Source organism: Phytohabitans maris, assembly GCF_031085175.1.
GTDB lineage: Bacteria > Actinomycetota > Actinomycetes > Mycobacteriales > Micromonosporaceae > Phytohabitans > Phytohabitans maris.
In genome coordinates this window covers 81535-105870 of record NZ_JAVHUY010000003.1, presented here as the reverse complement: position 1 = coordinate 105870, position 24336 = coordinate 81535, and the positions used below count along the sequence as shown (strand labels likewise).

The 24336-nt window shown below is 74.2% G+C and carries 19 protein-coding genes; 18 read left to right on the top strand and 1 reads right to left on the bottom strand.

The annotated features are described in order from the left end of the window. Positions 1–205 precede the first annotated feature (205 nt). The 9 genes from RB614_RS03790 (at position 206) to RB614_RS03750 (ending at position 8841) form a co-directional block, all read left to right on the top strand. The gene (locus RB614_RS03790; RefSeq protein WP_308710913.1) at positions 206–1444 is read left to right on the top strand and encodes an ABC transporter substrate-binding protein; all 1239 of its coding nucleotides are present in this window, start codon (positions 206–208) and stop codon (positions 1442–1444) included. Positions 1445–1532: 88 nt separating this feature from the next. Further along, positions 1533–2408: a carbohydrate ABC transporter permease gene (locus RB614_RS03785; protein ID WP_308710912.1), complete on the top strand. Its 876-nt coding sequence runs from the start codon at positions 1533–1535 to the stop codon at positions 2406–2408. Beyond that, positions 2405–3244, top strand: coding sequence for a carbohydrate ABC transporter permease (locus RB614_RS03780; protein WP_308710911.1), 840 nt, complete (start codon positions 2405–2407; stop codon positions 3242–3244). The genes RB614_RS03785 and RB614_RS03780 overlap by 4 nt, the downstream gene beginning before the upstream one ends. Continuing rightward, complete coding sequence (locus tag RB614_RS03775; protein WP_308710910.1) at positions 3241–4050, top strand: SDR family NAD(P)-dependent oxidoreductase; 810 nt, start codon at positions 3241–3243, stop codon at positions 4048–4050. The genes RB614_RS03780 and RB614_RS03775 overlap by 4 nt, the downstream gene beginning before the upstream one ends. Next, positions 4047–5240: a mandelate racemase/muconate lactonizing enzyme family protein gene (locus RB614_RS03770; RefSeq protein WP_308710909.1), complete on the top strand. Its 1194-nt coding sequence runs from the start codon at positions 4047–4049 to the stop codon at positions 5238–5240. The genes RB614_RS03775 and RB614_RS03770 overlap by 4 nt, the downstream gene beginning before the upstream one ends. Beyond that, a complete protein-coding gene (locus RB614_RS03765) occupies positions 5237–5938 on the top strand; it encodes an RraA family protein (RefSeq protein WP_308710908.1) in 702 nt (233 codons plus the stop codon). The genes RB614_RS03770 and RB614_RS03765 overlap by 4 nt, the downstream gene beginning before the upstream one ends. Continuing rightward, positions 5925–7124 (top strand): aminotransferase class V-fold PLP-dependent enzyme, encoded by a 1200-nt coding sequence (locus RB614_RS03760; RefSeq protein ID WP_308710907.1) that lies wholly within the window; start codon positions 5925–5927, stop codon positions 7122–7124. The genes RB614_RS03765 and RB614_RS03760 overlap by 14 nt, the downstream gene beginning before the upstream one ends. Then, positions 7121–8356, top strand: coding sequence for an amidohydrolase/deacetylase family metallohydrolase (locus tag RB614_RS03755; protein WP_308710906.1), 1236 nt, complete (start codon positions 7121–7123; stop codon positions 8354–8356). The genes RB614_RS03760 and RB614_RS03755 overlap by 4 nt, the downstream gene beginning before the upstream one ends. Then, on the top strand, positions 8353–8841 hold the full coding sequence (locus RB614_RS03750) for a RidA family protein (RefSeq protein ID WP_308710905.1): 489 nt from the start codon (positions 8353–8355) through the stop codon (positions 8839–8841). The genes RB614_RS03755 and RB614_RS03750 overlap by 4 nt, the downstream gene beginning before the upstream one ends. Before the next feature lie 66 nt (positions 8842–8907). Here the strand turns inward: RB614_RS03750 and RB614_RS03745 are convergent, their stop codons facing one another. After that, entirely contained in the window at positions 8908–11934 is a 3027-nt protein-coding gene (locus RB614_RS03745) for an AfsR/SARP family transcriptional regulator (protein WP_308710904.1), read from the bottom strand. A 632-nt stretch (positions 11935–12566) separates the two neighbouring features. Here RB614_RS03745 and RB614_RS03740 point away from each other — a divergent pair. From RB614_RS03740 to RB614_RS03700, 9 genes are all read left to right on the top strand, one after another. Then, positions 12567–13310 (top strand): thioesterase II family protein, encoded by a 744-nt coding sequence (locus RB614_RS03740; RefSeq protein ID WP_308710903.1) that lies wholly within the window; start codon positions 12567–12569, stop codon positions 13308–13310. A 178-nt stretch (positions 13311–13488) separates the two neighbouring features. Continuing rightward, on the top strand, positions 13489–13977 hold the full coding sequence (locus tag RB614_RS03735; RefSeq protein ID WP_308710902.1) for a DUF1203 domain-containing protein: 489 nt from the start codon (positions 13489–13491) through the stop codon (positions 13975–13977). 87 nt (positions 13978–14064) lie between these two features. Further along, positions 14065–14808 carry a 3-oxoacyl-ACP reductase FabG gene (fabG, locus tag RB614_RS03730; protein WP_308710901.1) on the top strand — a complete coding sequence of 248 codons (744 nt, stop codon included), beginning with the start codon at positions 14065–14067 and terminating at the stop codon, positions 14806–14808. Positions 14809–14822: 14 nt separating this feature from the next. Beyond that, positions 14823–15779, top strand: a complete 957-nt coding sequence (locus RB614_RS03725; protein ID WP_308710900.1) for a beta-ketoacyl-ACP synthase III — start codon at positions 14823–14825, stop codon at positions 15777–15779. 32 nt (positions 15780–15811) lie between these two features. Beyond that, entirely contained in the window at positions 15812–16057 is a 246-nt protein-coding gene (locus RB614_RS03720; protein WP_308710899.1) for an acyl carrier protein, read from the top strand. A gap of 2 nt (positions 16058–16059) precedes the next feature. Continuing rightward, positions 16060–17415, top strand: a complete 1356-nt coding sequence (locus RB614_RS03715; protein WP_308710898.1) for a condensation domain-containing protein — start codon at positions 16060–16062, stop codon at positions 17413–17415. A 37-nt stretch (positions 17416–17452) separates the two neighbouring features. Beyond that, complete coding sequence (sbnA, locus tag RB614_RS03710; RefSeq protein WP_308711148.1) at positions 17453–18430, top strand: 2,3-diaminopropionate biosynthesis protein SbnA; 978 nt, start codon at positions 17453–17455, stop codon at positions 18428–18430. Continuing rightward, positions 18424–19446 (top strand): 2,3-diaminopropionate biosynthesis protein SbnB, encoded by a 1023-nt coding sequence (gene sbnB / locus RB614_RS03705; protein WP_308710897.1) that lies wholly within the window; start codon positions 18424–18426, stop codon positions 19444–19446. Before sbnA ends, sbnB begins: the two co-directional genes overlap by 7 nt. Next, positions 19443–24329, top strand: coding sequence for a non-ribosomal peptide synthetase (locus tag RB614_RS03700; RefSeq protein WP_308710896.1), 4887 nt, complete (start codon positions 19443–19445; stop codon positions 24327–24329). The genes sbnB and RB614_RS03700 overlap by 4 nt, the downstream gene beginning before the upstream one ends. The last annotated feature ends 7 nt before the right edge of the window (positions 24330–24336 follow it).

The following is a 24336-nucleotide window of genomic DNA, read 5'->3' as shown; positions in this document are numbered from 1 at the left end:
GGTACCGGCAGGTCAACGCCGGCCGATGGCCGCGTGGTCGGCGATGCCCGCGGCCGGGGGGACCGCGGGAACGCACGGCGGACGGCCGAAATCGGCCGCTTTCAAGACATAAATACCGCAAAAAGCGAAAAATGGGTGTAATTATGACTGTCTGCTGGAGTCGTGAAGGGCTCACCAGCCTGCCCCGTGGGGGTGCGTCGTGTCGTTGAGAGCCAAGCTTGTCACCGGCGTGGCCGCGGTCGTCGTGGTGATCGTCGCCGTCGTCGCCGTCGCGCTCGCCTCGGGCGGGTCCGACGACGACCCGGCCGCCGCGCACACCGTCACCTGGTGGTCGCCCAACTGGGACAAGGAGCAGGCCGAGCGCCTGGCCACCGAGTTCGAGCAGCAGAACCCGGGTACCACGGTCACGATCGTGGAGACCACCTGGGAGACGATGGCCGACAAGATCCGGGTCGCGCTGGAGTCGGGCACCGCGCCGGACGTGATCACCGAGCTGACCTCCCGCACCGGGCTGTACGCGGCCAAGGGGCAGCTCCTGGACGTCTCGTCCTGGTACACGGGGAGCATGGCCCGGGACGACTTCCTCCCGTCGGCCCTGGACGCGGTGACGCTGGACGGCAAGCTCTACGGCGTCCCGTTCCGGTGGGACGGCTCGGCGCTGATCTACAACAAGGACATGCTCGCGGCGGCCGGGTACAGCACACCGCCGGCGACGTGGGCCGAGTTCGAGACGATGGCCAAGAAGCTCACCGCGAACGGCGTCAGCGGCACGGCCTGGCCGCTCGGCAACGACGCCAACACGGCCACCCGCTGGATCGACCAGTACTTCACCTACGGCGGCGACTTCGCCGTCGACGGCTCGGCGGTGCGGGTGGACCCGGCCAAGGCGGGCGAGGCGCTCGACCTCATCGGGTCGTCCATCGTGGACGGCTGGGCGAGCAAGTCCTCGCTGGAGGTCGACAACACCGGCCTGCGCGACCTGTTCATCAACAAGAAGGTCGCCATGTACGTCGGCGGCGCGTTCGACGTCACCCCGATCCAGCAGGCCGGCATCAACCTCGGCACCGCGCTCTATCCGGGCGTGGACGGCCCCGGCACGGTCAGCGCGGACGGCTTCTCGTTCCTGGTCCCGGCCGGCACGAAGAACGTCGACGACACCCGCAAGTTCGTCGAGTTCCTCGCCCAGCCGCAAAACATGGCGGCGCTGACCCAGACCTTCCCGGCGCGCACCAGCGCGGGCAACGACCCCAAGTTCACCGGCGAGCTGATCAAGCCGTTCTTCGACCAGCTCGCGCACGCCAAGCCCAACCCCGGGTACGCCGGGATGACCGAGCTGACCGCCACCATCTACAGCGCTCAGCAGTCGGTCGGCCTCGCCCGGACCAGCGCGTCCAGCGCCGGACAGCAGGTCGCCGACCAGGCGGCGAAGGTGCTCAAGCCGTAGCGATGACCGCAGCGATGCAGAGGCGAGCCACGTGGACGCCCGCCCGGGACGGCACCCCCGGGCGGGCCACGAAGAAGGAGGTGGGGCGGTGAGCGTCACGGCACCGGCCCGGGCACCCCGGGCGGACGCCCGCCGGGCGTGGACCGGCCGGGCGCTCACCGCGCCCGCGGTGCTCGTCATGGTGGCGCTCGCCGGCCTGCCGATGGTCACCGTCGTGGTCGGCGGCTTCTCCGCCTCCGGCTGGGACGCGCTGCGCGACCTGGCCGGCTCGCCGGCCTTCGGCCAGATGCTGCGCAACACCGCCGTCTGGGTCGTGCTCTCCGTCGTGGGCGCGCTCGTCATCGGGTACGCGGCCGCGCTGCTGCTGGCCCACCGCTCGGTACGGCTGCCCGGGGTGTGGCGGTCGCTGCTGCTGATCCCGTACATCACGCCCGCCATCGTCTCGGCGACCGTGTGGAAGTGGTACCTGAGCCGCGACTTCGGCCTCCTCAACGAGGCGCTGCGCCGGCTCGGCATCGTCGACGGGCCGGTCGACTGGCTCTCCAACACGCACGTCGTGCTGCCCGCGCTGGCGGCGATCCAGGTGTGGGCCACGTTCCCGTTCGTGATGCTCTTCGTCTCGGCCGGGCTCCAGGCGATCCCCGCCGAACGCTTCGAGGCGGCCCGCCTCTTCGGCGCCGGACCGTTCGCCATCCTGCGCTACGTGGTGCTGCCCGCCCTGCGCGGCGTGACGTTCATCCTGGTCCTGATCATCACGGTCTGGGCGCTGAACTCGTTCGTGATCATCTGGGTGGTGACCCGGGGCGGCCCGGCGGGCGCCTCCACGATCCTGCCGGTCACCATCTACCAGGCCTTCAAGAGCGGCAACTACGCCTCGGTGTACGCGGTCGCGGTCATCCAGCTCGCGGTCACCATGCTCCTGGTCGGCCTCTACGCGCGACGGTCCCAGGTGGACGAGGCATGAACCGGAGCCTGCGCCGCCGCGGCACCGCGGTCGCCGTCCACATCGGACTCCTGGCGCTCGTCGCCTGGGCCCTGGCGCCGCTGGCCGTCATGCTCGCCACGTCGGTCAAGCCCTCCGGCGAGATCTTCCAGATCCCGCCCCGGCTGCTGCCCAGCCGCCCGACGCTGGACCACTACACGCGGGTGCTCACCGAGTCCGACCTGCCCCGAACGATGGTCAACAGCGTGCTGGTCGCGCTGCTGGTCACCGTCGTCACGCTCATCGTCGGCGGCAGCGCCGGGTACGCGCTGGCCCGGCTGCGGTACCGGGGCTCGCGGGCGGTCGCGGTCCTCATCCTCGCCGGGCAGCTGCTGCCGGTCACCGTGCTGCTGCTCCCGCTGTACCGGCTGGTCTCCTCGCTCGGCATGCTCGACACCATCGCCGGCCTCGCGCTGGTGCACCTGACCACGGTGCTGCCGCTGGTGGTCTGGATGACCCGCAACGCGTTCGCGGCCGTCCCCGTCGAGCTGGAGGAGGCGGCCCAGGTCGACGGCTGCACCCGGGTCGAGGCGGTGGCGGCCACCGTGCTCCCGGTCGCCGCGCCGGGCCTGGCCGCCGTGGCCATCTTCGCGTTCCTGGAGTCGTGGAACGAGTTCGTCCTCGCCTCCGTCATCACGCTGACCAACCAGTCGAAGACCGCGCCGATCGGGCTGACCGACTTCGCCAACAACGTCACCACCGACTGGGGCGCCACCACGGCCGCGGCCACCGTGCTCACCGTGCCGATCGCGGTGCTCTTCCTGCTCGTGCAGCGGCACTTCGTGAGCGGGCTGGCCAGTGGGGCGGTGAAGGGATGAGCGAGCGGCCGTGGGCGCTGGTCACCGGCGCCGGGCGGGGGATCGGGCGGGCCATCGCGCACCGCTTCGCCGCCTCCGGCCACGCGGTCGTGGTGGCCGACGTCGACGAAGCCGCGGCATTGTCCACGGTGGACGAACTGGGCGACGCGATCGCCGTACCCGTGGATGTGGGTGAGCCGGCGTCCGTCGCGGCGCTGGCCGCGCGGATCGGGCCGGAGGTGGGCGGAGGCCTGCGGGTCGTGGTCAACAACGCGGCGGTGGCCGTGGAGCGCCCCTTCTTCGAGCTGTCCGACGGCGAGTGGCGGCGGGTGCTCGACGCCGGGCTGACCGGCGCGTTCCTGGTCACCCGGGCGTGCTGGCCGCTGCTGGCCAAGCCCGGCGCGGCCGTCGTCAACGTCTCGTCGGTGCACGGCGGCCGGCCGCTGCCCGGGCAGGCGGCGTACGCGGCGGCCAAGGGCGGGCTGGAAAACCTCACCCACGCGCTGGCCCTCGACGCCGGCCCGTACGGGGTGCGGGTCAACGCGGTCGCCCCGGGCTTCGTGGTGACCGCCGCCTGGGACCGGTGGCTGGGGCCGCAGGGCGCGGAGCGCCGGCGGCGGGTCGGCGCCGAGATCGACGCGGCGGTACCGCTGGGCCGGCCGGCGACCCCGCAGGACGTGGCGGAGGTGGTGCACTGGCTCGCCAGCCCGGCCGCCGCCTACGTCACCGGGGCCGTGGTGCCGGTCGACGGCGGCCTTGCCGCGCAGGCGTTCCGGCCGCTGGGCACCGTGGCAGAGCGCGACGCGGAACGGGGGAGCGGGGCGTGAAGGTCGTCGCGGTGGAGTCGTTCCGGGTGCGGGTGCCGGTGCGCCCGCTCGCCGAGGGCGGCGTCGCGCCGTACCGGGGCAGCCAGGACCCGGTCGGGGTGAGCGCCGCCGAGAGCCTGCTGGTCGCCGTCCGCACCGACACGGGCCTGACCGGCTGGGGCGAGATGAACACCGGCTTCCCGCCCCGCCTCGACACCGTGCTCGTCGACGAACTGCTCGCGCCGCTCGTCGTCGGCCGCGACCCGGCCCCGATCCGCGCGCTGGTCGGGGCCGTGGACTCGCCGTACTGGCCGCACCTCGGCCGCCCGGCGCTCGCCTCCGCGCTGGAGATGGCGCTGTGGGACCTGCACGGCCAGCGCCTCGGCCAGCCGGTGTCGGCGCTGCTCGGCGGCCGGATCCGGGACCGCGTCCCGGTCGCGTACTGCCTGGGCATCACAGCGCCGGAGCAGGCCGTCGAGGTGGCCCGGCGGGTGCTCGGCGACGGCTTCCGGGTGCTGAAGCTGAAGATCGGCGCCGACCTCGACGCCGACCTGGCCCGGGTCCGCGCCGTGGTCGAGGCGACCGGCGGGCGGCTGGCCCTGCGCCTGGACGCCAACCAGGGCTTCGACCGCACCACCGCGGCCCGCCTCGTGGACGGGCTGGCCGGGCTCCCGGTCGAGTACGTCGAGCAGCCGCTGCCGGTCGGCGACCTCGACGGCATGCGGGCCCTGCGGCACCGCGGCACCGTGCCGATCGCCGCCAACGAGGACGCGTACCCGGCCGGCGGGCTCGCCCGCTGCCTCACCACCGGCGCGGTCGACGCCGCCGTGGTCGACCTGGAGCCCGCCGGCGGGCTGCTCGGCCTGGTCCGGTCGGCCGCGCTCGCCGAGGAGCTGCACACCCCGCTCGCCCACCACTGCGGCTGGGACCTCGGCGTCAAGGCCGCGGCGATGCTCCAGCTGACCAGTACCCTGCCGGCGTTCCGGCTCGCCGCCGACTCCACGTACACCGCGCACGCCGACGACGTCCTCGTCCAGCCATTGACCACAGTGGACGGCGCCTTCGTCGTACCGGACGGGCCCGGCCTGGGCGTCACCGTCGACGAGGAGAAGGTCCACCGGCTGCGCGCCGACGAGGCGACTGTCCACTTCGGGCGCGTCGACGAGGCGCGCCCCACCCCAACGCACAACCCCGAGGAGACACCGCGATGAGCACCGACGACCCCGACGCGAGGGCGGCCCTGGCGCGCCGCCTGCGCGCGCTCTACACCGCATCCGTGTACGACGTGATGTGGGACATGGGGATCGCCGGGCAGTGCCTCGACCTCGGCATCAAGCCGCTCGAGCGGGGCATGGTCGTGGCCGGCCCGGCGTACACGATCATCGGCGGCGTGGAGCCGCGCAGCACCAAGCGCGAGTACGAGCGCCCCAACGTCCGCGACTTCGCGATGCTGGAGGCGATCCCGGCCGACCACGTCGTCGTCGTGCAGACCAACGGCGAGTCCCGCACCGGGCACTGGGGCGAACTGCTCAGCACCGCCGCGCAGAGCAAGGGGGCGCTCGGCGTGGTGATCGACGGCGGCACCCGGGACGCCCCGCTGCTGCGGCAGATGGCCGACTGGCCGGTGTTCTGCCGGTACACCTCGCCGGTCGAGTCGGACGGCACCTGGCGGGTCTACGACTTCGGCATCCCGATCTCGATGAGCGGCACGCTGAGCGCGCGGGTCCGGGTCGACCCCGGCGACTGGATCTTCGGCGACGAGGACGGGGTGCTGGTCATCCCGGCCGCGCACGTCGCCGACGTGGTCACCGAGGCGGAGAAGATCAAGGTCACCGAGGACAAGGTCCGCGCCGAGCTGCGGGCCGGGGTCAGCTTCAAGGACGTGTACGAGCGGTATGAGCGCTTCTGAGCCTTGTCCGGACGCCGCTGGTGGCGGTTCGGGCGCCGCTGGGGCGGCGGCCGCGTTCGCCCGCTTCGGCCTGCGCCGCGTGGTCAACGCCGCCGACACGTACACGCTGCTCGGCGGCGGCGCGCTCCCGGCCGAGGTGCGCGCCGCGATGGCCGACGCCGCGGCGCACCACGTCGACGTGGCCGAGCTGCTCGCCGCGACCGGAAAGCACCTGGCCGCGCTGACCCACAACGAGGCCGCCCTCGTCGTCAACGGCGCCGCGGCCGGGCTCGCGCTGAGCGTCGCGGCGTGCATCGCGGGCGCGGACCCGGCGGCCGTCGACCGTACGCCGGCGCACCGCACCGACCGCCGCCGGGTCGTCCTGCTGCGCTGCCAGCGCAACCCGTACGACCGGGCGGTCGCGCAGGCCGGCGCCGAGGTGGTCGAGGTCGGGTACGGCGACGCCACCCACCCGTGGCAGATCGCCGCCGAGCTCGGGCCGCGGACCGCCGCCGTGGTCTACTTCGCGGGCACCCAGTTCGAGCGGTACGCCCTGCCGCTGGAGCAGGTCGTCGACCTGGCGCACGAGGCCGGCGTACCGGTGATCGTGGACGCCGCCGCCCAGCTCCCGCCGGTGGAAAACCTCTGGCACTACACCGGGCTCGGCGCCGACCTCGCCCTCTTCAGCGGCGGCAAGGGGCTGCGCGGCCCGCAGTCCAGCGGCCTGGTCCTCGGCCGCCGCGACCTGGTCGACACCGGCCGGGCACACGCGTACCCCAACCACGCCATCGGCCGGACCATGAAGACCAGCAAGGAGAACGTCCTCGGCCTGGTGGCCGCCGTCGAGCGGGCGCTGCGCCTGGACTGGGACGCCGAGCGGGCCCGCTGGGAGGCCCAGGTCGACCGCGTCCTGGCGGCGGTCGGCGCGGTACCCGGGATCCGCGCCTGGCGGGAGCCGACCGGGCGGCTCGGCCAGGCGTACCCGCGCGCCTTCTTCGCCTGGGACGGACCGGCCGCCGCCCCCGCCGCGGAGCTGGCGCGGCGGCTCGCGGACGGCGACCCCGCCATCCACATCGGACACGGCGAGCGGGGGCCGCGCACCGCGTACGTGAACCCGTTCACGCTCGACGACCCGGGCGAGCTCGACGTCCTCCTCGACCGCCTGGTGCCGGCGCTCGCCGGCCTGGACGGCGGTGGTGCCCGGTGACCGACCTGGACCTGCTGCTGACCGGCGGGCGGCTGCTCGACCTCGACACCGGTGCCACGGCCCCGGTCACCGTCGGGGTCGCCGGCGACCGGATCGCCCACCTCGCCCCGGCCGCGCCGGAACGCCCCGCCCGGCGCACGGTCGACCTCGACGGCGCGCTGGTCCTGCCCGGCCTGGTCGACCTGCACACGCACGTGTACCGCGCCGGCAGCCGGCTCGGCATCACCGCCGACCGGGTCGCCGCCCGCAGCGGCGTGACCACCTGGGTCGACGCCGGCACCGCCGGCGCGGGCACGATCGAGGGGCTGGTGCGCGACGTCGTCGAGCGCGCGGCCGTGCGGATCCGGCCGTTCCTCAACCTCTCGTACATCGGGCTGGCCGCCGCCGACATGCCCACCCGCGAGATCGGTGAACTCTGGGACCCGCGCCTCGCCGACCTCGCGGCCGTGCTCCGCGCCGGCCGGGAACTGCCCGGGGCGATCCGTGGCGTCAAGCTCCGGGCCAGCGCCAACGCCTGCGGCGACAGCGGCCCGGTCGTCCTGCCGATCGCCCGGGAGGCGGCCGACGCGCTCGGCGTACCGCTGATGGTGCACCTCGGCATGGCCCCGCCCACGCTGACCGAGGTGCTGCCCCACCTGCGCGCCGGCGACATCCTCACGCACTGCTTCCACCCGCACCCCGGCGGCCACGTCCTCACCCCCGCCGGCGGCATCCGCCCGCAGGTGCGCGAGGCGGTCGACCGCGGGGTCCGGCTCGACGTGGGGCACGGTGGGGCCAGCCTCGCGTACCGGACCGCGCGCGTGGCGCTCGACGCCGGGCTGGCGCCGCACACCATCAGCTCGGACATCCACGCCCACAGCATCTCCGGCCCGGTGCCCGACCTGCTGCGCGTGCTGGAGACGTTCCTGGCGCTCGGGCTGCCCCTGCACGAGGTGCTCGCCCGCGCCACCCGGGCCCCGGCGGACGTGCTCGGCGAGCCCGACCTCGGCCGCCTCGCGGTCGGCGGGCCGGCCGACGTCGCGGTACTGCGCCCGGTCGACGAGCCGCTGCGGCTGCGCGACATGACCGGCGAGACGCTGACCGGCGGCACCCGGCTGCGGCACGTGCTCACCGTCGTACGCGGCCGAGTGCTGGACCCCGACGCCGCGGGGCCGGCCGAGGGACGCGACTCGCCCTGGCTGCACCGGTTTCAGGAGAACGACCCGCCCACCGACCAGGAGGTAATCCCATGAGCAGCGCGGAAGCCCGCGTCGCCGCCCTCGGCATCGAGCTGCCCACCAAGGTCCGGCGCGGCGCCGGCCTCGTGCCCACCCGCCGCCACGGCGACCTGCTCTTCGTCTCCGGCCACGGCCCGGAGGACAACGACGGCAACCTGCTCTTCCGCGGCCAGCTCGGCGCCGAGGTCACGATCGAGCAGGGGTACGAGGCCGCCCGCGCCACCGGCATCCAGCTGCTGCGCAGCGTCCGCGACGCGCTCGGCAGCCTGGACCGCGTCGACTACATCGTCAAGGCGCTCGGCTTCGTCAACAGCGCGCCCGGCTTCTTCGAGCAGCCCGCGGTGATGCACGGCTTCTCCGACCTGATGACCGAGGTCTTCGGCGAACGCGGCCGGCACGCCCGCTCCGCCATCGGCACCTCGTCGCTGCCGCTCAACCAGCCGGTCGAGATCGAGCTGATCGTCGCCGTCCGCGACCCGGCGGACCCCGACGCCACATAGGACCCGGCCGCGCCGGACACCCGGTGCCGCCTCCCGCCGCGGGGCCGGCACCGGGTGTACCGCGCGCTACAGCGTGTGCGAGTCGGCGACCACCGCGCGCTCGCTCAGGTCGCTGACGGCCTGCCAGGTCGCCACCGCGTCCTCGAAGTGTCCGGAGGCCACCTGGGCGTCGCCGAGCGCGGCGAGGGCACGCGCCTGCCGCAACGGCATCGCCAGGCACCGCCACACGTCCGCCGCGTCGGCCAGCATCTGCCCGGCCGCGGCCACCCGCCCCTCGGCCAGCGCCAGCTCGCCGAGGCCCTGCAGCGCGGCCGCGTGCCCGGAACGGCGGGCCAGCCCGAGCGTGTCGAACGCCCGGATGGCCTGGGTGAACGCCTGCCGCGCGGCGTTGGCCTGGCCGGCGGACTGGGCGAGCTGCCCCTGCCCGACCTGCACCGCCGCGGCCAGGGCCCGGTCGCCCATCGCCGTTGCCAGCCCGGCCGCCTCCCCGAAGCGCACCGCCGCCTCGTCGTACTGGCCGCGCTCGCGCTCCACCTTGCCGAGCCGGCGTGACACCGCCGCCACGTGGCGCCGGTGACCCAGGCCGCGCCACAGGCACAGCGCGTGCGCGTACTCCTCGGCGGCGGCCGGCAGCCGCTCCTGGTCGAAGAGGAGGTCGCCGACCGCCTTGTGGGTCACCGCCCGGGCACCCGGGTCACCGGCGGAGGCGGCGAGCTCGACCGCCCGGGCCAGGTGCCCGTCGGCCCGCTCGAAGTGGCCGGTCAGCCGGTACGCGGCGCCGACGTGCGCGAGCGCCTCGGCCTCCCGCCCGTGGTCGCCGGCGGCGCGGAAGAGGCGGGCGGCGCGGTCCGCGTACGTGAGGCGGGCGCCGACGTCGTCGAGGGAGGCGGAGAGCCGGGCCAGCCCGAGCAGCACCACCGCCTCGCCGAACTCGTCGCCGCCGGCCCGCACCGCGGTCAGCGCCCGCTGGTGGGTGCCGTGCCACTCCTCGTACCGGCCGCCGATCTCGAAGAAGTTGGCCGACGCGTGGGCGATCTCCCAGGCGGCGTGCGGCCGCCCGGCCGCGGCGGCCTGCCGGACCAGGTCGCGCAGGGTCGGGCTCTCCGCCACGAACCAGTCCAGCGGCGCGGCGCCGACCGCCTTGGCGAGCCGGGCGCCGATCCGCCAGCGGGCCGTGACGCCGGTGGCGAGCCGCGGCCGCCGCTCGGTCGGCGCCTCCCGGTCGGGCAGCCGGCGGTCCGCCTCGCCGGCCAGCCACAGCCAGGCGCCGAGGGCGCGGTCGACCGAGGCGGCCCGCTCGGCCGGCGGGTCGTCGGCCAGCGCCCGCTCCCGGGCGAACCGGCGCACCAGCGGGTGGATGCGGTAGCGCGGACCGCCGGCGGTGACGTCGATGTCGAGCAGGTTGGCCTCGACCAGCTCGGCGGTGGCGTCCTCGCCCCGCTCCTCGGCGACGCCGAGCACGGCCGCGGAGACCCAGGCGGGCAGCGCGTCGACGTCGAGCAGGGCCAGCCGCCGCAGCGCGGCACCGGCCGGCTCGCTCAGCCCGCGGTACCCGGTCTCCAGGCTGCTCCGCACGTCGATCTCGCCGAGCCGCAGCTCGTCGAGGGTGCGCTCGTCGTCCGCCATCCGGTCGGCGAGCCGGGCCAGCGGCCAGTGCGGCCGGCTCAGCAGGCGGGCCGTGACGGCGCGCAGCGCCAGCGGCAGCCCGCCGCAGAGCTGGACGAGGCGGTGCAGCGCGCACCCGTGACCGGCCACCCGCTCGGCCCCGACGGCGGCGCGTACCAGCTCCTCGGCCGCCGGGGTGGGGAGCGGATCCAGGCGCAGCGCGCGGACGCCGGCCAGGGTGCTGAGCCGGGACCGGCTGGTGACCACGACCGCGCAGGCGGCGCCACCCGGCAGCAGCGACCGCACCTGCCGGCCGTCGACGGCGTCGTCGAGCAGGACGAGCACCCGGCGGGACGCGAGCTGGCTGCGGTAGAGCTGCACCCGGCCGGCCTCGTCGGCGGGAATCGCGGCGGGCAGCACGCCGAGCGCCGCCAGGAAGCCGGCCAGCACGTCGGCGGGCGCGGCCGGACGGCCGGTGGAGCCGCCGAGGTCGGCGTAGAGCTGCCCGTCCGGGAAGTCGTCGACCCGCCCGTGCAGCGCGTGCACGGCGAGCGCGCTCTTGCCCACGCCCGGCATGCCGTGCACCACCGCGACGGCCGGGCGGCCGGCACCGTCCGGGCGGCCGTGGCCGAGCAGCCCCCGCAGCTGCTCCACCTCGGCCGGCCGGCCGCTGAAGTCGGCGATGTCGGCGGGGAGCATCGCGGGGCGGGGGCGGGTCCAACCGCCCACCCCGCGCGGCTCGGCCGCCGGCGCCGCCGGCACCTCGCCGGCCAGGACCTCCCATTGCGCCTTGGAGAGCGCGGGCCCCGGGTCGACGCCCAGCTCGTCGGCGAGGATCCGCCGGCCGGTCTGGTACACGGCGAGCGCGTCGGCCTGCCGGTCGGAGCGGAAGAGCGCGAGCATCAGCTGCGCGCGCAGGCGCTCGGCGAGCGGGTACGCCGCCACGAGCCCGGTCAGCTCGGCGACCAGCTGGGTGTGCCGGCCGAGCGCGAGGTCCGCCTCGATCCGGCTCTCCAGCGCGGCCATCCGGGCCTCCTCCAGCCGGGGCAGCTCGACGTCCGCGAGGAACTCGGTGACGTCGGTCAACGCCGGCCCGCGCCACAGCGTGAGCCCGGCCCGGAAATGCCCGGCGGCGTCGGCGTACCGCTGCTCCTTGAGCGCCGCCCGACCCAGCCGCGTGTGCCGCTCGAAGTCGGCGAAGTCGAAGCGGGCGGTGCCGATCCGCAGCAGGTAGCCCGGGCGCTGCCGGACGATCGAGGCGCCGTCGCCCAGCAGCTTGCGCAGCCGCGAGATGTACGTGTAGATCTGCGCGTTCATCGTCGCGGGCGGGTCGGCACCCCACAGCAGCGCGCTGAGCTGGTGATCCGAGATCATCCGCTGGCGCGCCAGCAGCAGTGCCGCCAGCACCGTGCGCTGCTTCGAGCCGTCCAGCGAGTTGCGGTCGTCATCGGTCCAAATCTCGACAGGTCCGAGAATGCGAAGCTCCATCTGGCCTCCCTCCACGTCGGAGCATCGGTGTCAGACTCCGGGACGGTCGCTCAGATTGAATGGCTGATGACATCTGTCGAAACAGCGTGCCTGCGATAAATGACGGCGAGCGATGCCACTGAACACATGAGTCCCCCGGTTTCAAGTCGTTCCCGCGACGAATGTAGGTGCGTGCTTGCGCAGTGTCAACGAACTACGTAAAAGCTTGAGGTAACACGCTCGACACGTGGGGGAGCGTAGCGGGCGGCTGCAATATGGCTCTTTAGTCGGCAAATCGGGCGGACAGTCGCGCTGAAGTGTCCCGATTAGGCGGATCGACTCCTTTGCGATGCGAGCAGGTACCGTGGGCGGCCGACCAATTGCCGGGACGCGAAAAGGGTTCGGATTCGGCTTTTAATCTGCAGCAGTCCAATGCGATTTGATAAGCGTCGGAAGTCCGACGTATCTGCGGCAGGGGTAGCGACATCGAAAGCCGGTACGCGGAGCGCGTACCGGCGGTGTGCGACTTGCATATGCGGATGTTGCGACCCGCGTTCGCGCGTGCTTTTATGGGCCTTCGAATGGCGCGGGAATGCTTTCCCGGCCGCGCGAAGAATTGTGGCGCATGTCTCACGCAGAAGGAGTTGGACGAGTTGGCCGACCGGTCCTACCGGGTGCTTCGACCCCTGCGCGCTCCCTCCGCTCGCCTGGTCTGCTTTCCGCACGCGGGCGGCACGGCCACGTTCTTCCGGACCTGGGCCGACCGGCTACCCGGCGTCGAGGTGGTGGCGATCCGGTACGCCGGGCGGCAGGACCGGCTCGTGGACCCGTTTCCCGCCTCGCTCGCGGAGCTGGCCGACGAGATCACCGGCGCCATCGTGCCACTGCTCGACAAGCCGATCGCTCTGTTCGGCCACAGCATGGGCGCGCTGCTCGCCTTCGAGGTGACCAGCCGGCTCGAGGAGCGGCACGGCGTGTCGCCCACGCGGCTGCTGGTCTCCGGCCGCCCCGCGCCGCACCGCGCCGAGCCCACCGCCCTGCACCTGGCCGACGAGGCGGGGCTGCTCGCCGAGGTCGAGCGCCTGGGAAACCCCGACCCGCTGGTCTTCGCCGACCCGGACCTGCGGGCGCTGGTGCTGCCGGCGCTGCGCGACGACTACCGCCTGCTGGAGACGCACGCCTTCGACCGGCGGCGGGTGCGCGCCGGCATCGTCGCCTACGGCGGGGACCGCGACCCGGCCTGCGGCGTGCGGGCGCTGCCCGCGTGGGCCGAGCTGACCGCGGGCGGCTACGCCCAGCGGGTCTTCCCCGGCGACCACTTCTACCTCGTCGAGTGCGAGCCCGCGCTCGTGGCCGACGTCGCCGGGCGGCTGGACGCCGCGGCGCTGCGTGCCTGAGCGCTCGGAGAGCATGCGACCCAGGGTGCCGGCCCGCGGACCGGAAGTCAGTAGCGCTGGTGCCCGACTGCGGGGTGGTGCTAGGTGCAGTCCGATCCGGGTGCTTACGTCCTGGTGTCGCCCTCGCCGTAGGGAATAGCGTCACCGGGTCACTACGGCTTGGGTGAGGAGCAGCTCGGTGGCCGCCTATCGCGTCATTCCGCTCGACGAGGAGCTCGCCTGGACGGTGCGCGGCAGCCTTCGGGCGCCGGAGTACCGCCACCCGGCGTACGTCGACATCGCCGACGCGCCGGGGCCGTGCCGGGTCTGCCTGCGGCCGTTCCGGGTGGGGGTGGAGCGGCGCATCCTGTTCACCTACGACCCGTTCCGCCGCCACCACTCGTTTCCCCTGCCCAGCCCGGTGCAGATCCACGAGGGAGCGTGCGGTGTCTACAACGGACAGCGCGTGCCGCCCGAGCTGGCCGGGCTGCCGATGACCCTGGACGGCTACGGCGCCGGCCGCGAGCTCATCGCCGAGGAGCGGCCGGCCACCTTCGCCGAGCTCGAGCCGGCCATCGCGCGCATCTTCGTGCGCCCCTCGGTGGTCTACATCCACGTCCGCGACACCGACAGCGGCTTCTTCGTCTGCGAGCTGATCCGGGCCGACGCGATGGGGCTGGCCTCGTAGGCGGCGCGGGATGGTAGGACCCCACGTAGCGCGGGATAGTAGGACCCTTATAGAGAAGGTATAGGCCCCGGCGGCAGCCTTTGGCCCATGCCCGACAACGATCGTCCGGTCGCGCTCGTCACCGGTGGCACGCGCGGCATCGGCCGCGCCGTGGTGCGCCGCCTGGCCGAGGACGGCTTCGACGTCAGCTTCTGCTACCGCTCGAACGCCGAGGCCGCCGAGCTGCTGGCCAAGGAGTGCCAGCAGATCGGGGCCCGGGTGCTGGCCCGCGCCGCCGACGTGGCGGACCGCGCCGAGGCGCACGCGTTCGTCGAGGAGACCGAGCGGGAGCTGGGTCCGGTGCACGCGGTGGTCACCAGCGCCGGCATCACCCGGGACCGGCCCCTCGCCCTCATGGCCGACGAGGACTGGGACGCGGTGCTGCGCACCAACCTGGACGGCACGTACCACGTCTGCCGGGCCCTGGTCCGCCGGCTCATGCGCCGCAAGGGCGGCACGGTCGTCACGGTGTCGTCGGTCGCCGCGTCCGGCAACGCCAACCAGACCAACTACGCGGCGTCCAAGGCCGGCATCGTCGGCTTCACCCAGTCGCTGGCCCGCGAGGTCGGCCGGTACGGCATCCGGGCCAACGTGGTCGCGCCGGGACTGATCGACACCGACATGACCACCCAGCTGCCCGAGAAGGTCGCCGCCGAGCTGCTCGGCCGTACCCTGCTGGGCCGCTTCGGCACGGCCGAGGAGGTCGCCGACATGGTCTCCTTCCTCGCCTCACCGCGATCGTCCTATGTGACCGGACAGGTGTTCCGCGTCGACGGCGGCATCACCACCTGACTCAAGGGAGCGACATGCAGCAGACGTACGGCTCGGCGATCACCGGGATCGCCGCGTACCGCCCGACCAACCTCGTGTCCAACGTGGAGCTCGCCAAGCGCACCTCGGTCGACCCGGAGTGGATCGAGTCCCGTACCGGCATCAAGACCCGCTACCACGCCACGCCGGAGGAGGACATGGTCACCATGTCCGCCGACGCCGGCCAGAAGGCGATCGCGATGGCGAACGTCGACCCGGCCGAGATCGACCTCACGATCGTGGCGACCGCGACCCGCCGCCAGCGCATGCCCGGCATCGGCCCGCAGGTCGCCACCCGGATCGGGCTGCCGGCCTCGGGCGCGTACGACCTGAACGCGGTCTGCGCCGGCTTCACCTACTCGGTCTCGATGGCCTCCAACGCCGTACGCGTCGGCGACGCCCGCAACGTGCTCGTGGTCGGCGTCGAGCGGACCAGCGACTGGATCAACCCGGAGGACCCGGACACGTTCGTCATCTTCGGCGACGGCGCCGGCGCGGTCGTGGTCTCGCGCGCCACGGAGGACGCCATCGGCCCGACCGTGTGGGGCAGCGACGGCGGCCGGCACAAGGTGCTCGGGCTGACCGAGATGCCGGACGGCCGCGAGTTCGTGACGATGGACGGCCCGCTGGTCTACAAGTGGTCGACCGCGACCATGCCGGGTGTCGCCGAGCGCGCCTGTGCCGCCGCCGGCATCTCGCTGTCCGAAGTGGACTGGTTCGTGCCGCACCAGGCCAACCGCCGCATCATCGACACGCTCACCCGCACGCTCGGGTTCCCCAAGGACCGCGTCATGTTCGACGTGGTCGACACCGGCAACACCTCGGCCGCCTCGGTGCCGCTGGCGCTGTCCCGGCTCTACGAGACCGGCCGGACCAGCCCCGGCGACCGGGTGCTGCTGCTGGGCTTCGGCGCGGGCCTCACCTACGCCGGCCAGATCATCCGCATGCCGTGACACCCCACGAAACCGAGAGGAACGGACCGTACATGAGCCAGGAAGAGATCACCAACGAGGTCGTGCGCCTGATCCGGCAGGAGATGCCGGACGTGGAGGGTGACATCACGCCGGACTCCACGTTCGAGGGGCTCGGCATGGACTCGCTCACCCGGGTCGACCTGCTCGCGGCCGTGGAGCGGACGTTCGAGCTGGAGGTGCCCGACGACGCGGTCGCGTCGCTGCTGCGGGTGCGCGACCTGACCGACTTCCTCCACACCAGCAAGGCAGCCGTCTGACCATGGACGGGACCAGGCCGCTGTCGGTGGGGCAGGAGTCCCTGTGGCTGCTGCACAAGCTGGCTCCGGACAGCGCGGCGTACAACCTCGCGGGTGGCGCCCGGATGGCGCCCGCGCCGGACGTGCCGGCACTGGCGCGGGCGGTGCGGGCCCTCTCCGCCCGGCACGACGGGCTCCGCTCCGTCTTCGTCGAGGTGGACGGGCGGCCCCGCCGGGTCGTACGGGAGGCGGAGCCGGACGGGCTGGACGTACGCGACGTGCCGGACGCCGACGACGAGCGGCTCTGGGAGATGGTGCTGGAGGTGACCCGGGAGCCGTTCGCGCTCACCCGGGAGGCGCGGCCGTTCCGCGCGGTGCTGCTGCGCCGCCGGGAGGACGCCGCGTTCCTGATGGTCACCCACCACATCGTCACCGACGCCACGTCGCAGTGGCTGCTGTGGCGCGACCTCATCGCCGCCTACGAGGCGTACGCGACCGGCGGCGAGCCGGACCTGCCGCCGGTGCGGGCCAGCTACGACGACCACGTGGCCCGCGAGGCGCGGCTGCTCGACTCGCCGAGCGGGGAGCGGATGGCCGAGCACTGGCGCGAGGTGTGCGCCGGCGCGGTCCCCGCCGAGCTGCCGACCGACCGGCCCCGGCCGCCGTTCCAGTCGTTCCAGGGGGCGAGCGTGGCCCGGCGGCTGCCGGACGAGGTCGCCGAAGGGCTACGGGCGACCGCGGCGCGGATCGGCGTCTCGCCGTTCGCGTTCCTGCTCGGCACGTTCCAGGGCCTGCTCTACCGGCACACCGGCCAGCCGGACTTCACCGTCGGCTGCCCCGCCTCGACCCGGCGGGCCGCCGCCCGCGAGGTGGTCGGCTACTACGTCAACCCGATCCTGCTGCGCTCCCGCTTCGCCCGCTCGACCACGTTCGCGGACGCGGCGGTCGCCGCCAACCACCAGGTGCGGCGGGGGATGGCCGGCGCCGCCTACCCGTACCCGCTGGTGGCGCGGGAGGCGGCCGGTCCGCTCTTCCGGATCGCGGTGACGATGGTGGCCGCCGACCGGTTCGGCCCGACGCTGGAGCGGGCGGTCGCCGGCGAGGTGATGCACGTGGCCGGCCGGAAGCTGTCCTATATGGAGATCCCGCACATGGAAGGCCAGTGCGACCTGACGGTGGAGTTCACCCAGGACGCGTCGGCCCTCGTCACGGTCTTCCGGTACGACACCGACCTCTTCGAGCGGGCGACCGTGGACCGGCTCCTGGACCACTTCGTCCGGCTGGTCGAGGCCGGCGTCGCCGACCCGCTCACGAAGATCACGCGCGCGCCGCTGGTCAGCGCCGCGGAACGGCAACGCCTGCTGGCGATGGGGACCTGAGGGGGAGGGTACCGTGGCGCGCGCGCCGCTCAAGGGGATACTCGAGACGATCGGCAACACCCACCTGGTCGAGCTGGAAGGGCTGTTCCCCACGCTCAACGCCCGGGTGTACGCCAAGCTCGAACGCTTCAATCCGGGCGGCAGCGTCAAGGACCGGTCGGCGCTGTCGATGCTGCTCGGCAAGATCCGCTCGGGCGAGCTCCGACCTGGACGGTCCACAGTGGTCGAGTCCAGCTCGGGCAACCTGGCGATCGGCATCGCGCAGATCTGCCGGTACTTCGGGCTCCGCTTCGTCTGCGTGGTGGACGCCAAGACCACCCAGCAAAACCTGGCGATCCTGCGCGCGTACCAGGCGACGGTCGAGGTGGTCACCGAGCCCGACCCGGCCACCGGCGAGTACCTGCCGGTCCGGCTGCGCCGGGTGCGCGAGCTCGTCGCCCGGCTCCCCGACGCGTACTGGCCCAACCAGTACGCCAACCCGCTCAACCCCCGCGCGCACGAGCGCACGATGGCGGAGATCGCCGAGGCACTGGACGGCCGGGTCGACTACCTGTTCTGCTCGGCCAGCACCGGCGGCACCCTGCGCGGGGCGGCCACCTACATCCGGGCGCACGGCCTGCCCACCCGGATCGTCGGCGTGGACGCGGTCGGCAGCGTGCTCTTCGGCGGCCCGTCCGGCAAGCGGCTCATCCCCGGCCACGGCGCCGCGGTCAAGCCCGAGGTGCACGACCCGTCCGCGGCCCACGAGGCGGTGTACGTCAGCGACCTCGAATGCGTGGTGGCCTGCCGCACGCTGACGATCCGCGAGGCGATCCTGGCCGGCGGCTCGTCCGGCGCGACCGTCGCCGCGCTGGAGAAGGTCGCGCCGCGGATCCCGCGCGGGAGCACCTGCGTGCTGGTCTTCCCGGACGGCGGCGACCGGTACCTCGACACGATCTACAACGACGAGTGGGTCACCGCGCACTTCGGCGAGGTCTCCCACCTGTGGAAGGAAGAAGAGGCGAGCCTGTGCTGATCATCGGCCACGACACCGTACGGGACCTGCTGGTGGGTCGGGAGCGGGAGCTGATCGAGCTCGTCGCGGACGCGTACCGCCGGCACGACGAGGGCCTCTCGGCGCTGCCCCACTCGGTCTTCCTGCGCTTCCCGGACCAGCCGCGGGACCGCGTCATCGGCCTGCCCGGCTTCCTCGGCGGGTACGGCGGCGACGCGGGAGTCGCGGGCATCAAGTGGATCGCCTCGTTTCCCGGCAACATCGACCGCGGCGTACCCCGGGCCAGCGCCTCGATCATCCTCAACTCGCTGGCGGACGGGCGCCCCGAGGCGTTCGTCGAAGGCTCGCTCATCTCCGCCAAGCGCACCGCGGCCAGCGCCGCCCTCGGCGCCCGGCTGCTCGCCGGCGACCGCACGCCGACCGGGGTGACGCTGGTCGGCTGCGGCGTCATCAACACCGAGATCCTGCGCTTCCTCGCCGCCGACAACCCGAAGCTCAGCGCGGTCACCGTCTTCGACACCGACCCGGCCCGGGCCGAGGCGTTCGCCGCCGGCTGCGCCCGGATCGCCCCCGGCACGGCGGTGAACACGGCCGGCGGGCTGGCCGAGGCGGTCGCCGCGCACGACCTGGTGTCGATCGCGACCACCGCCGCCACCCCGCACATGGACCTGACCGCCAGCCGCCCGGGCGCGGTGGTGCTGCACATCTCGCTGCGCGACCTGACCGTGCCGGCGATCCTGGCCAGCCACAACGTCGTCGACGACGTCGACCACGCGCTGCGCGAGCGGACCTCGCTGCACCTGGCCGAGCAGGAGACCGGCGGCCGCGACTTCGTGGACGCGAGCGTCGGCGCGCTGCTGCGCGGCACCGCGACGCTGCGCCCCGAGCCGGGCCGCCCGCTGGTGTACTCGCCGTTCGGACTCGGCGTACTCGACCTCGCCCTCGCCCGACACGTCCGCGACGAGGCAGCCCGCCGAGGGCTCGGCACCACAGTGGACGACTTCCTGCCCGCACGCCACGCCGAGGAGCCACGATGACCGTCCCGCTGCCCGAACTCGTCGCGCGCCAGGCCGCGCGCACTCCCGACGCGGTCGCCGTCGCGGACGACCGGCAGGAGATCACGTACGCCGAGCTGGAGCGCCGCGCCAACCGCACCGCGCACCTGCTGCGCGCCCGGGGGATCGGGGCGGAGTCGCCGGTCGCGGTCTGCCTGCCGCGGAGCGTGGAGCTGGCCGCCGTGCTGCTCGGCGTCTGGCGGGCCGGCGCCGCGTACGTGCCGCTCGACCCGGGGCACCCGCGGGACCGGATCGCCTGGGTGCTCGCCGACACCGGGACGTCCACAGTGGTCACCGAGGAGAACCTGGTCGAGCTGGTCGGCGGTGCCGGCGCCGAGGCCCTCGCGATCGACCTGGCGGCCGCCGAGCGGGACGCGCTGCCGGCCACCCCGCCGGCCGTCGCGGTGGACCCGTCGGCCGCCGCCTACGTCATCTACACCTCCGGCTCGACCGGCCGCCCCAAGGGCGTCGTCGTCGACCACGCCGGCATCGCCAACCGTGTCATGTGGACGGTCGGCGAGCACAAGCTCGGCGAGGCCGACCGAGTGCTGCAGAAGACCTCGCTGAGCTTCGACGCGGCCGGCTGGGAGCTGTTCGCCCCGCTGGTCAGCGGTGGCGTCGTGGTGATGGCCCGGCCCGGCGCGGAGCGTGAGCCGGCCACCCTCGTACGGGAGGTCGCCGCGGGCCGGATCACCGTGCTGCAGGGCGTACCGTCGGTGCTGCGGCTGCTCGCCGACGAGCCGGGCTGGAGCGAGTGCACCACGCTGCGGCTGGTCTTCTCGGCCGGCGAGACGCTCAGCGCCGAGCTGGCCCGGCGGCTGGCCGAGCCGACCGGTGCCCAGGTGTGGAACACGTACGGCCCGACCGAGTGCTCGATCGACGTGACCGCCCAGCCGTACGACCCGGGGCAGGAGGCCGGTCCGGTGCCGATCGGCCGCCCGATCGAAAACATGCGCGTCTTCGTCCTCGACTCCGACGGCGAGCCGGTCCCGATCGGCGTCGTCGGCGAGCTGTACGCGGCCGGCGTCGGCGTGGGCCGCGGCTACCTGGGCCGCCCCGACCTGACCGCCGAGCGGTTCGTGCCGGACCCGTTCGGCGCGCCCGGTGCCCGCCTCTACCACACCGGCGACCTGGCCCGGTGGCGGCCGGACGGCGCGCTGGAGTTCCTCGGCCGCGGCGACCAGCAGGTCAAGGTCAACGGGGTGCGGATCGAGCCGGCCGAGGTGGAGGCGGCGCTGCAGGCCCACCCGGACCTGCGCGACGCCGTGGTCGTGGCCCGCGACGGGAACGCCGGCAAGCAGCTCGTCGCCTACCTCGTCGCCCGCCGCCAGGTCCCCGGCGACGAGCTGCGCACGTTCCTGCGCGAGCGGCTGCCGGAGCCGCTGATCCCGGCGGTCTTCGTGCCGGTGGACGCCTTCCCGCTGACCACGAGCGGCAAGGTGGACCGCGGCGCGCTGCCCGACCCGGCCGCCGTCGCCGCCGAACGGGGCGCCGGGTACGTCGCCCCGCGCACCCCGGAGGAGCGGCTGGTCGCCCAGGTCTGGGAGCAGCTGCTCGGGGTCGAGCGGGTCGGCGCGCACGACGACTTCTTCGCCCTCGGCGGCTCGTCGCTGGTGCTGACCCGACTGGCGAACGCGCTGCGCAAGGCCTCCGGCGGCGAGGTGCAGCTGCGCGGCCTCTTCGGCGCCGCCACGGTCGAGGCGCAGGCCAGGCTGATCGCCGGCGGCCGGGAGGCCGTGCCGCCGGTGACCCGGGTGGCGCGGGACGAGCCGCTGCCGCTGTCGACCGGCCAGCACCGGCTGTGGTTCCTCAACCAGATGCACCCGGGCAGCCCGGAGTGGGTCGCGCCGCTGTTCCTGCGGCTGCCGCCGGGCACCGGGGCGCACCAGGTGCACGCCGCGCTGGACGCGCTGGAGGCCCGGCACGAGGCGCTGCGCACCCGGTACGTGACCGTGGACGACGAGCCGCGCCAGGTGGTCGCCGACCCGGGTCCGGTGGAGCTGCGCGTCGTGGACGCCGGCGAGGGGGATCTCGAGCTGCTCTTCGCCGAGCAGTTCGCCCGCGGCTTCGACCTCGTCGACGGTCCACTGTGGCGGGCGCTGCTGGTCCGCGACGGCGCGGCCGGCCCGGTACTGCTCGTCACCGTGCACCACATCGCCACCGACGGCTGGTCCACAGTGGTCCTGGAGCGGGAGCTGCGCGAGCTCTGCGCCGCCGCCGCCGAAGGGCGCGCCCCGGAGCTGCCCGAGCTCGCGGTGCAGTACGCCGACTACGCCGCCTGGCAGCGGGCCCGCCTCACCGACGAGGTGATCGAGCGGGAGCTGGCGTACTGGCGGCCGGCCCTCGCCGGGCTCCCCGCGCTGGAGCTCCCCACCGACCGGCCGCGCCCGCCGGAACGCGACCCCCGCGGCGCCGGCGTACGGCTCACCCTCTCGCCCCGGCTCACCGACGCGCTCACCGCGCTCGGCCGGCGGCACGGCGCCACCCCGTTCGTCACGCTGCTGACCGCGTACGCCGCGCTGATGGCCCGGTACAGCGGGCAGGACGACATCGGCATCGGCACGCCGGTGGCCGGGCGCACCCGCCCCGAGGTGGAGGGCGTGGTCGGCTTCTTCCTCAACTCGCTCGTACTCCGCTGCGACCTCACCGGCGACCCCACGTTCACCGAGGCGCTGGAGCGGGTGCGGGCGGCCGGCATGGCCGGCTTCGCGCACCAGGAGCTGCCGTTCGAGCGGCTCGTCGACGAGCTGCAGCCGGTCCGCGACCTGTCCCGCACCCCGCTGTACCAGGTGGCGTTCGACCTGCAGGACGAGGGCTTCACGACGGTCGCGGCGGACGGGGCGCTGATGGACGCGTTCCAGCGCTCGTGGCAGGTGGCCAAGACCGACCTGACGCTGTTCATGTGGCGGCAGGAGGACGGCTCGCTGACCGGCGCGCTGGAGTACGCCACCGCGCTCTTCGACGAGGCGACCGTGCAGCGGATGGCCGACCACCTGGTCCGGCTGCTGGAGGCGGTCGTCGCCGACCCGGCCGCGCGGCTGTCCACCGTGGACTTCTCGTCGATACACGAGCGGCGGGTCATGGCACAGTGGAACGACACCGCCGCCCCGCTGCCCACCGGGTCGGTGCCGGACCTGGTCCGCGCCCGGGCGCTCGCCGACCCGGAGGCGGTGGCCGTCGAGATCGGCGAGCTGCGGCTGACCTACGGCGAGCTGGACGAGCGGGCCACCCGCCTCGCCCACCACCTGCGCGAGCGGGGCGTGGGGCGGGAGTCCACAGTGGGCGTGCTGCTCGACCGCGGCGCGGACCTGGTGGTCTCGCTCCTCGCGGTCTGGAAGGCGGGCGGGGCGTACGTGCCGCTCGACCCGGCCTTCCCCGCCGACCGGCTCGGGCACATGATGGCCGACTGCGGGGCCACGCTGGTGCTCACCCGCTCCCGGTACGCGGACCGGTTCACGGCCGTGGAGTGCGTGCTGGTCGACGCCGAGCGTTTCGAGATCGCGGAGCGGCCGGCGGCGCCGCTGGCCCGGGCCACCGACCTGGACACCGCCGCCTACGTCATCTTCACCTCCGGCTCGACCGGCCGCCCCAAGGGCGTCGTGGTGACCCACCGCGGCCTGGCCAACCACGTGCGCTGGGCGGCGGACACGCTCGCCGCCCGGGGCGAGGGCGGCGCGCCGCTCTTCTCCTCCGTCGCCTTCGACCTGGTGGTGCCGAACCTGTGGGCGCCGCTGGTGACCGGCCAACGGCTCTGGCTGCTGCCGCCGGACGTGGAGCTCGACCGGCTCGGCGATGAGCTGGCGAAGGCCGGCCCGTTCAGCTTCGTCAAGCTCACCCCCGGCCACCTGGAGATCCTCGACCCGCCGCGGGCGTACGCCCCGGTCGTCGTGGTCGCCGGCGAGGCGCTGCCCGGCGCGGTCGCGGAGAAGTGGCGCGGCGTGCTCGGCGACGGCAACCTGGTCAACGAGTACGGCCCCACCGAGGCCTCGGTCGGCACCTGCACGTACCCGGTGGTCGGGTCGCAGAAGGCCGGCGTCGTGCCGATCGGGCGCCCGCTGCCGAACATGACGATGCGGGTGCTCGACGCCAACCTGCGACCGGTGCCGGTCGGCGTGGTCGGCGAGCTGTACGTGGGCGGCGCCGGCGTCGCCCGCGGGTACGTCAACCGGCCCGAGCTGACCGCCGAGCGGTTCCTGCCCGACCCGTGGGCGGTGGGCGCCCGGATGTACCGCACCGGCGACCTGGCCCGCTGGTCCGCCGAGGGGAACGTGGAGTTCCTCGGCCGGATCGACGACCAGGTCAAGATCCGCGGGTACCGGGTGGAGCTGGGCGAGATCCGCGCGGTCCTGCTCGACCACCCCGAGGTGCGGGACGCCGCCGTGATCGCCCACGAGCAGCGGGTCGTGGCGTACGTGGTCGGCTCGACCGACGTCCGGGAGCACTGCGAGCGCTCCCTGCCGGAGTACATGGTGCCCTCCACTGTGGTCGGTGTGGAGCGGATCCCGCTGAACGCCAACGGCAAGGTGGACCGGCGGGCCCTGCCCGACCCGGACCAGGCGTCCACAGAGGACGAGGGCGTCGCGCCGCGTACGGTCGCCGAGGAGCGGATCGCCGACATCTGGCAGGAGCTGCTCGGCGTACGCGCCGGCGTGCACCAGAGCTTCTTCGCGCTCGGCGGCCACTCGATCCTCGCCGTCCGGCTGATCTCCCGGCTGCGGGCCGAGTTCGAGGTGACGCTCCCGGTCCGGGTGGTGTTCGAGCGGCCCACCATCGCCCAGCTCGGCGAGGAGGTCGAGGAACGGATCCGGGCCGAGATCGCCGCGCTCTCCGATTCGGAGTTGCTCGCCGGCGCCGACAAGGTGTGAGGGGACA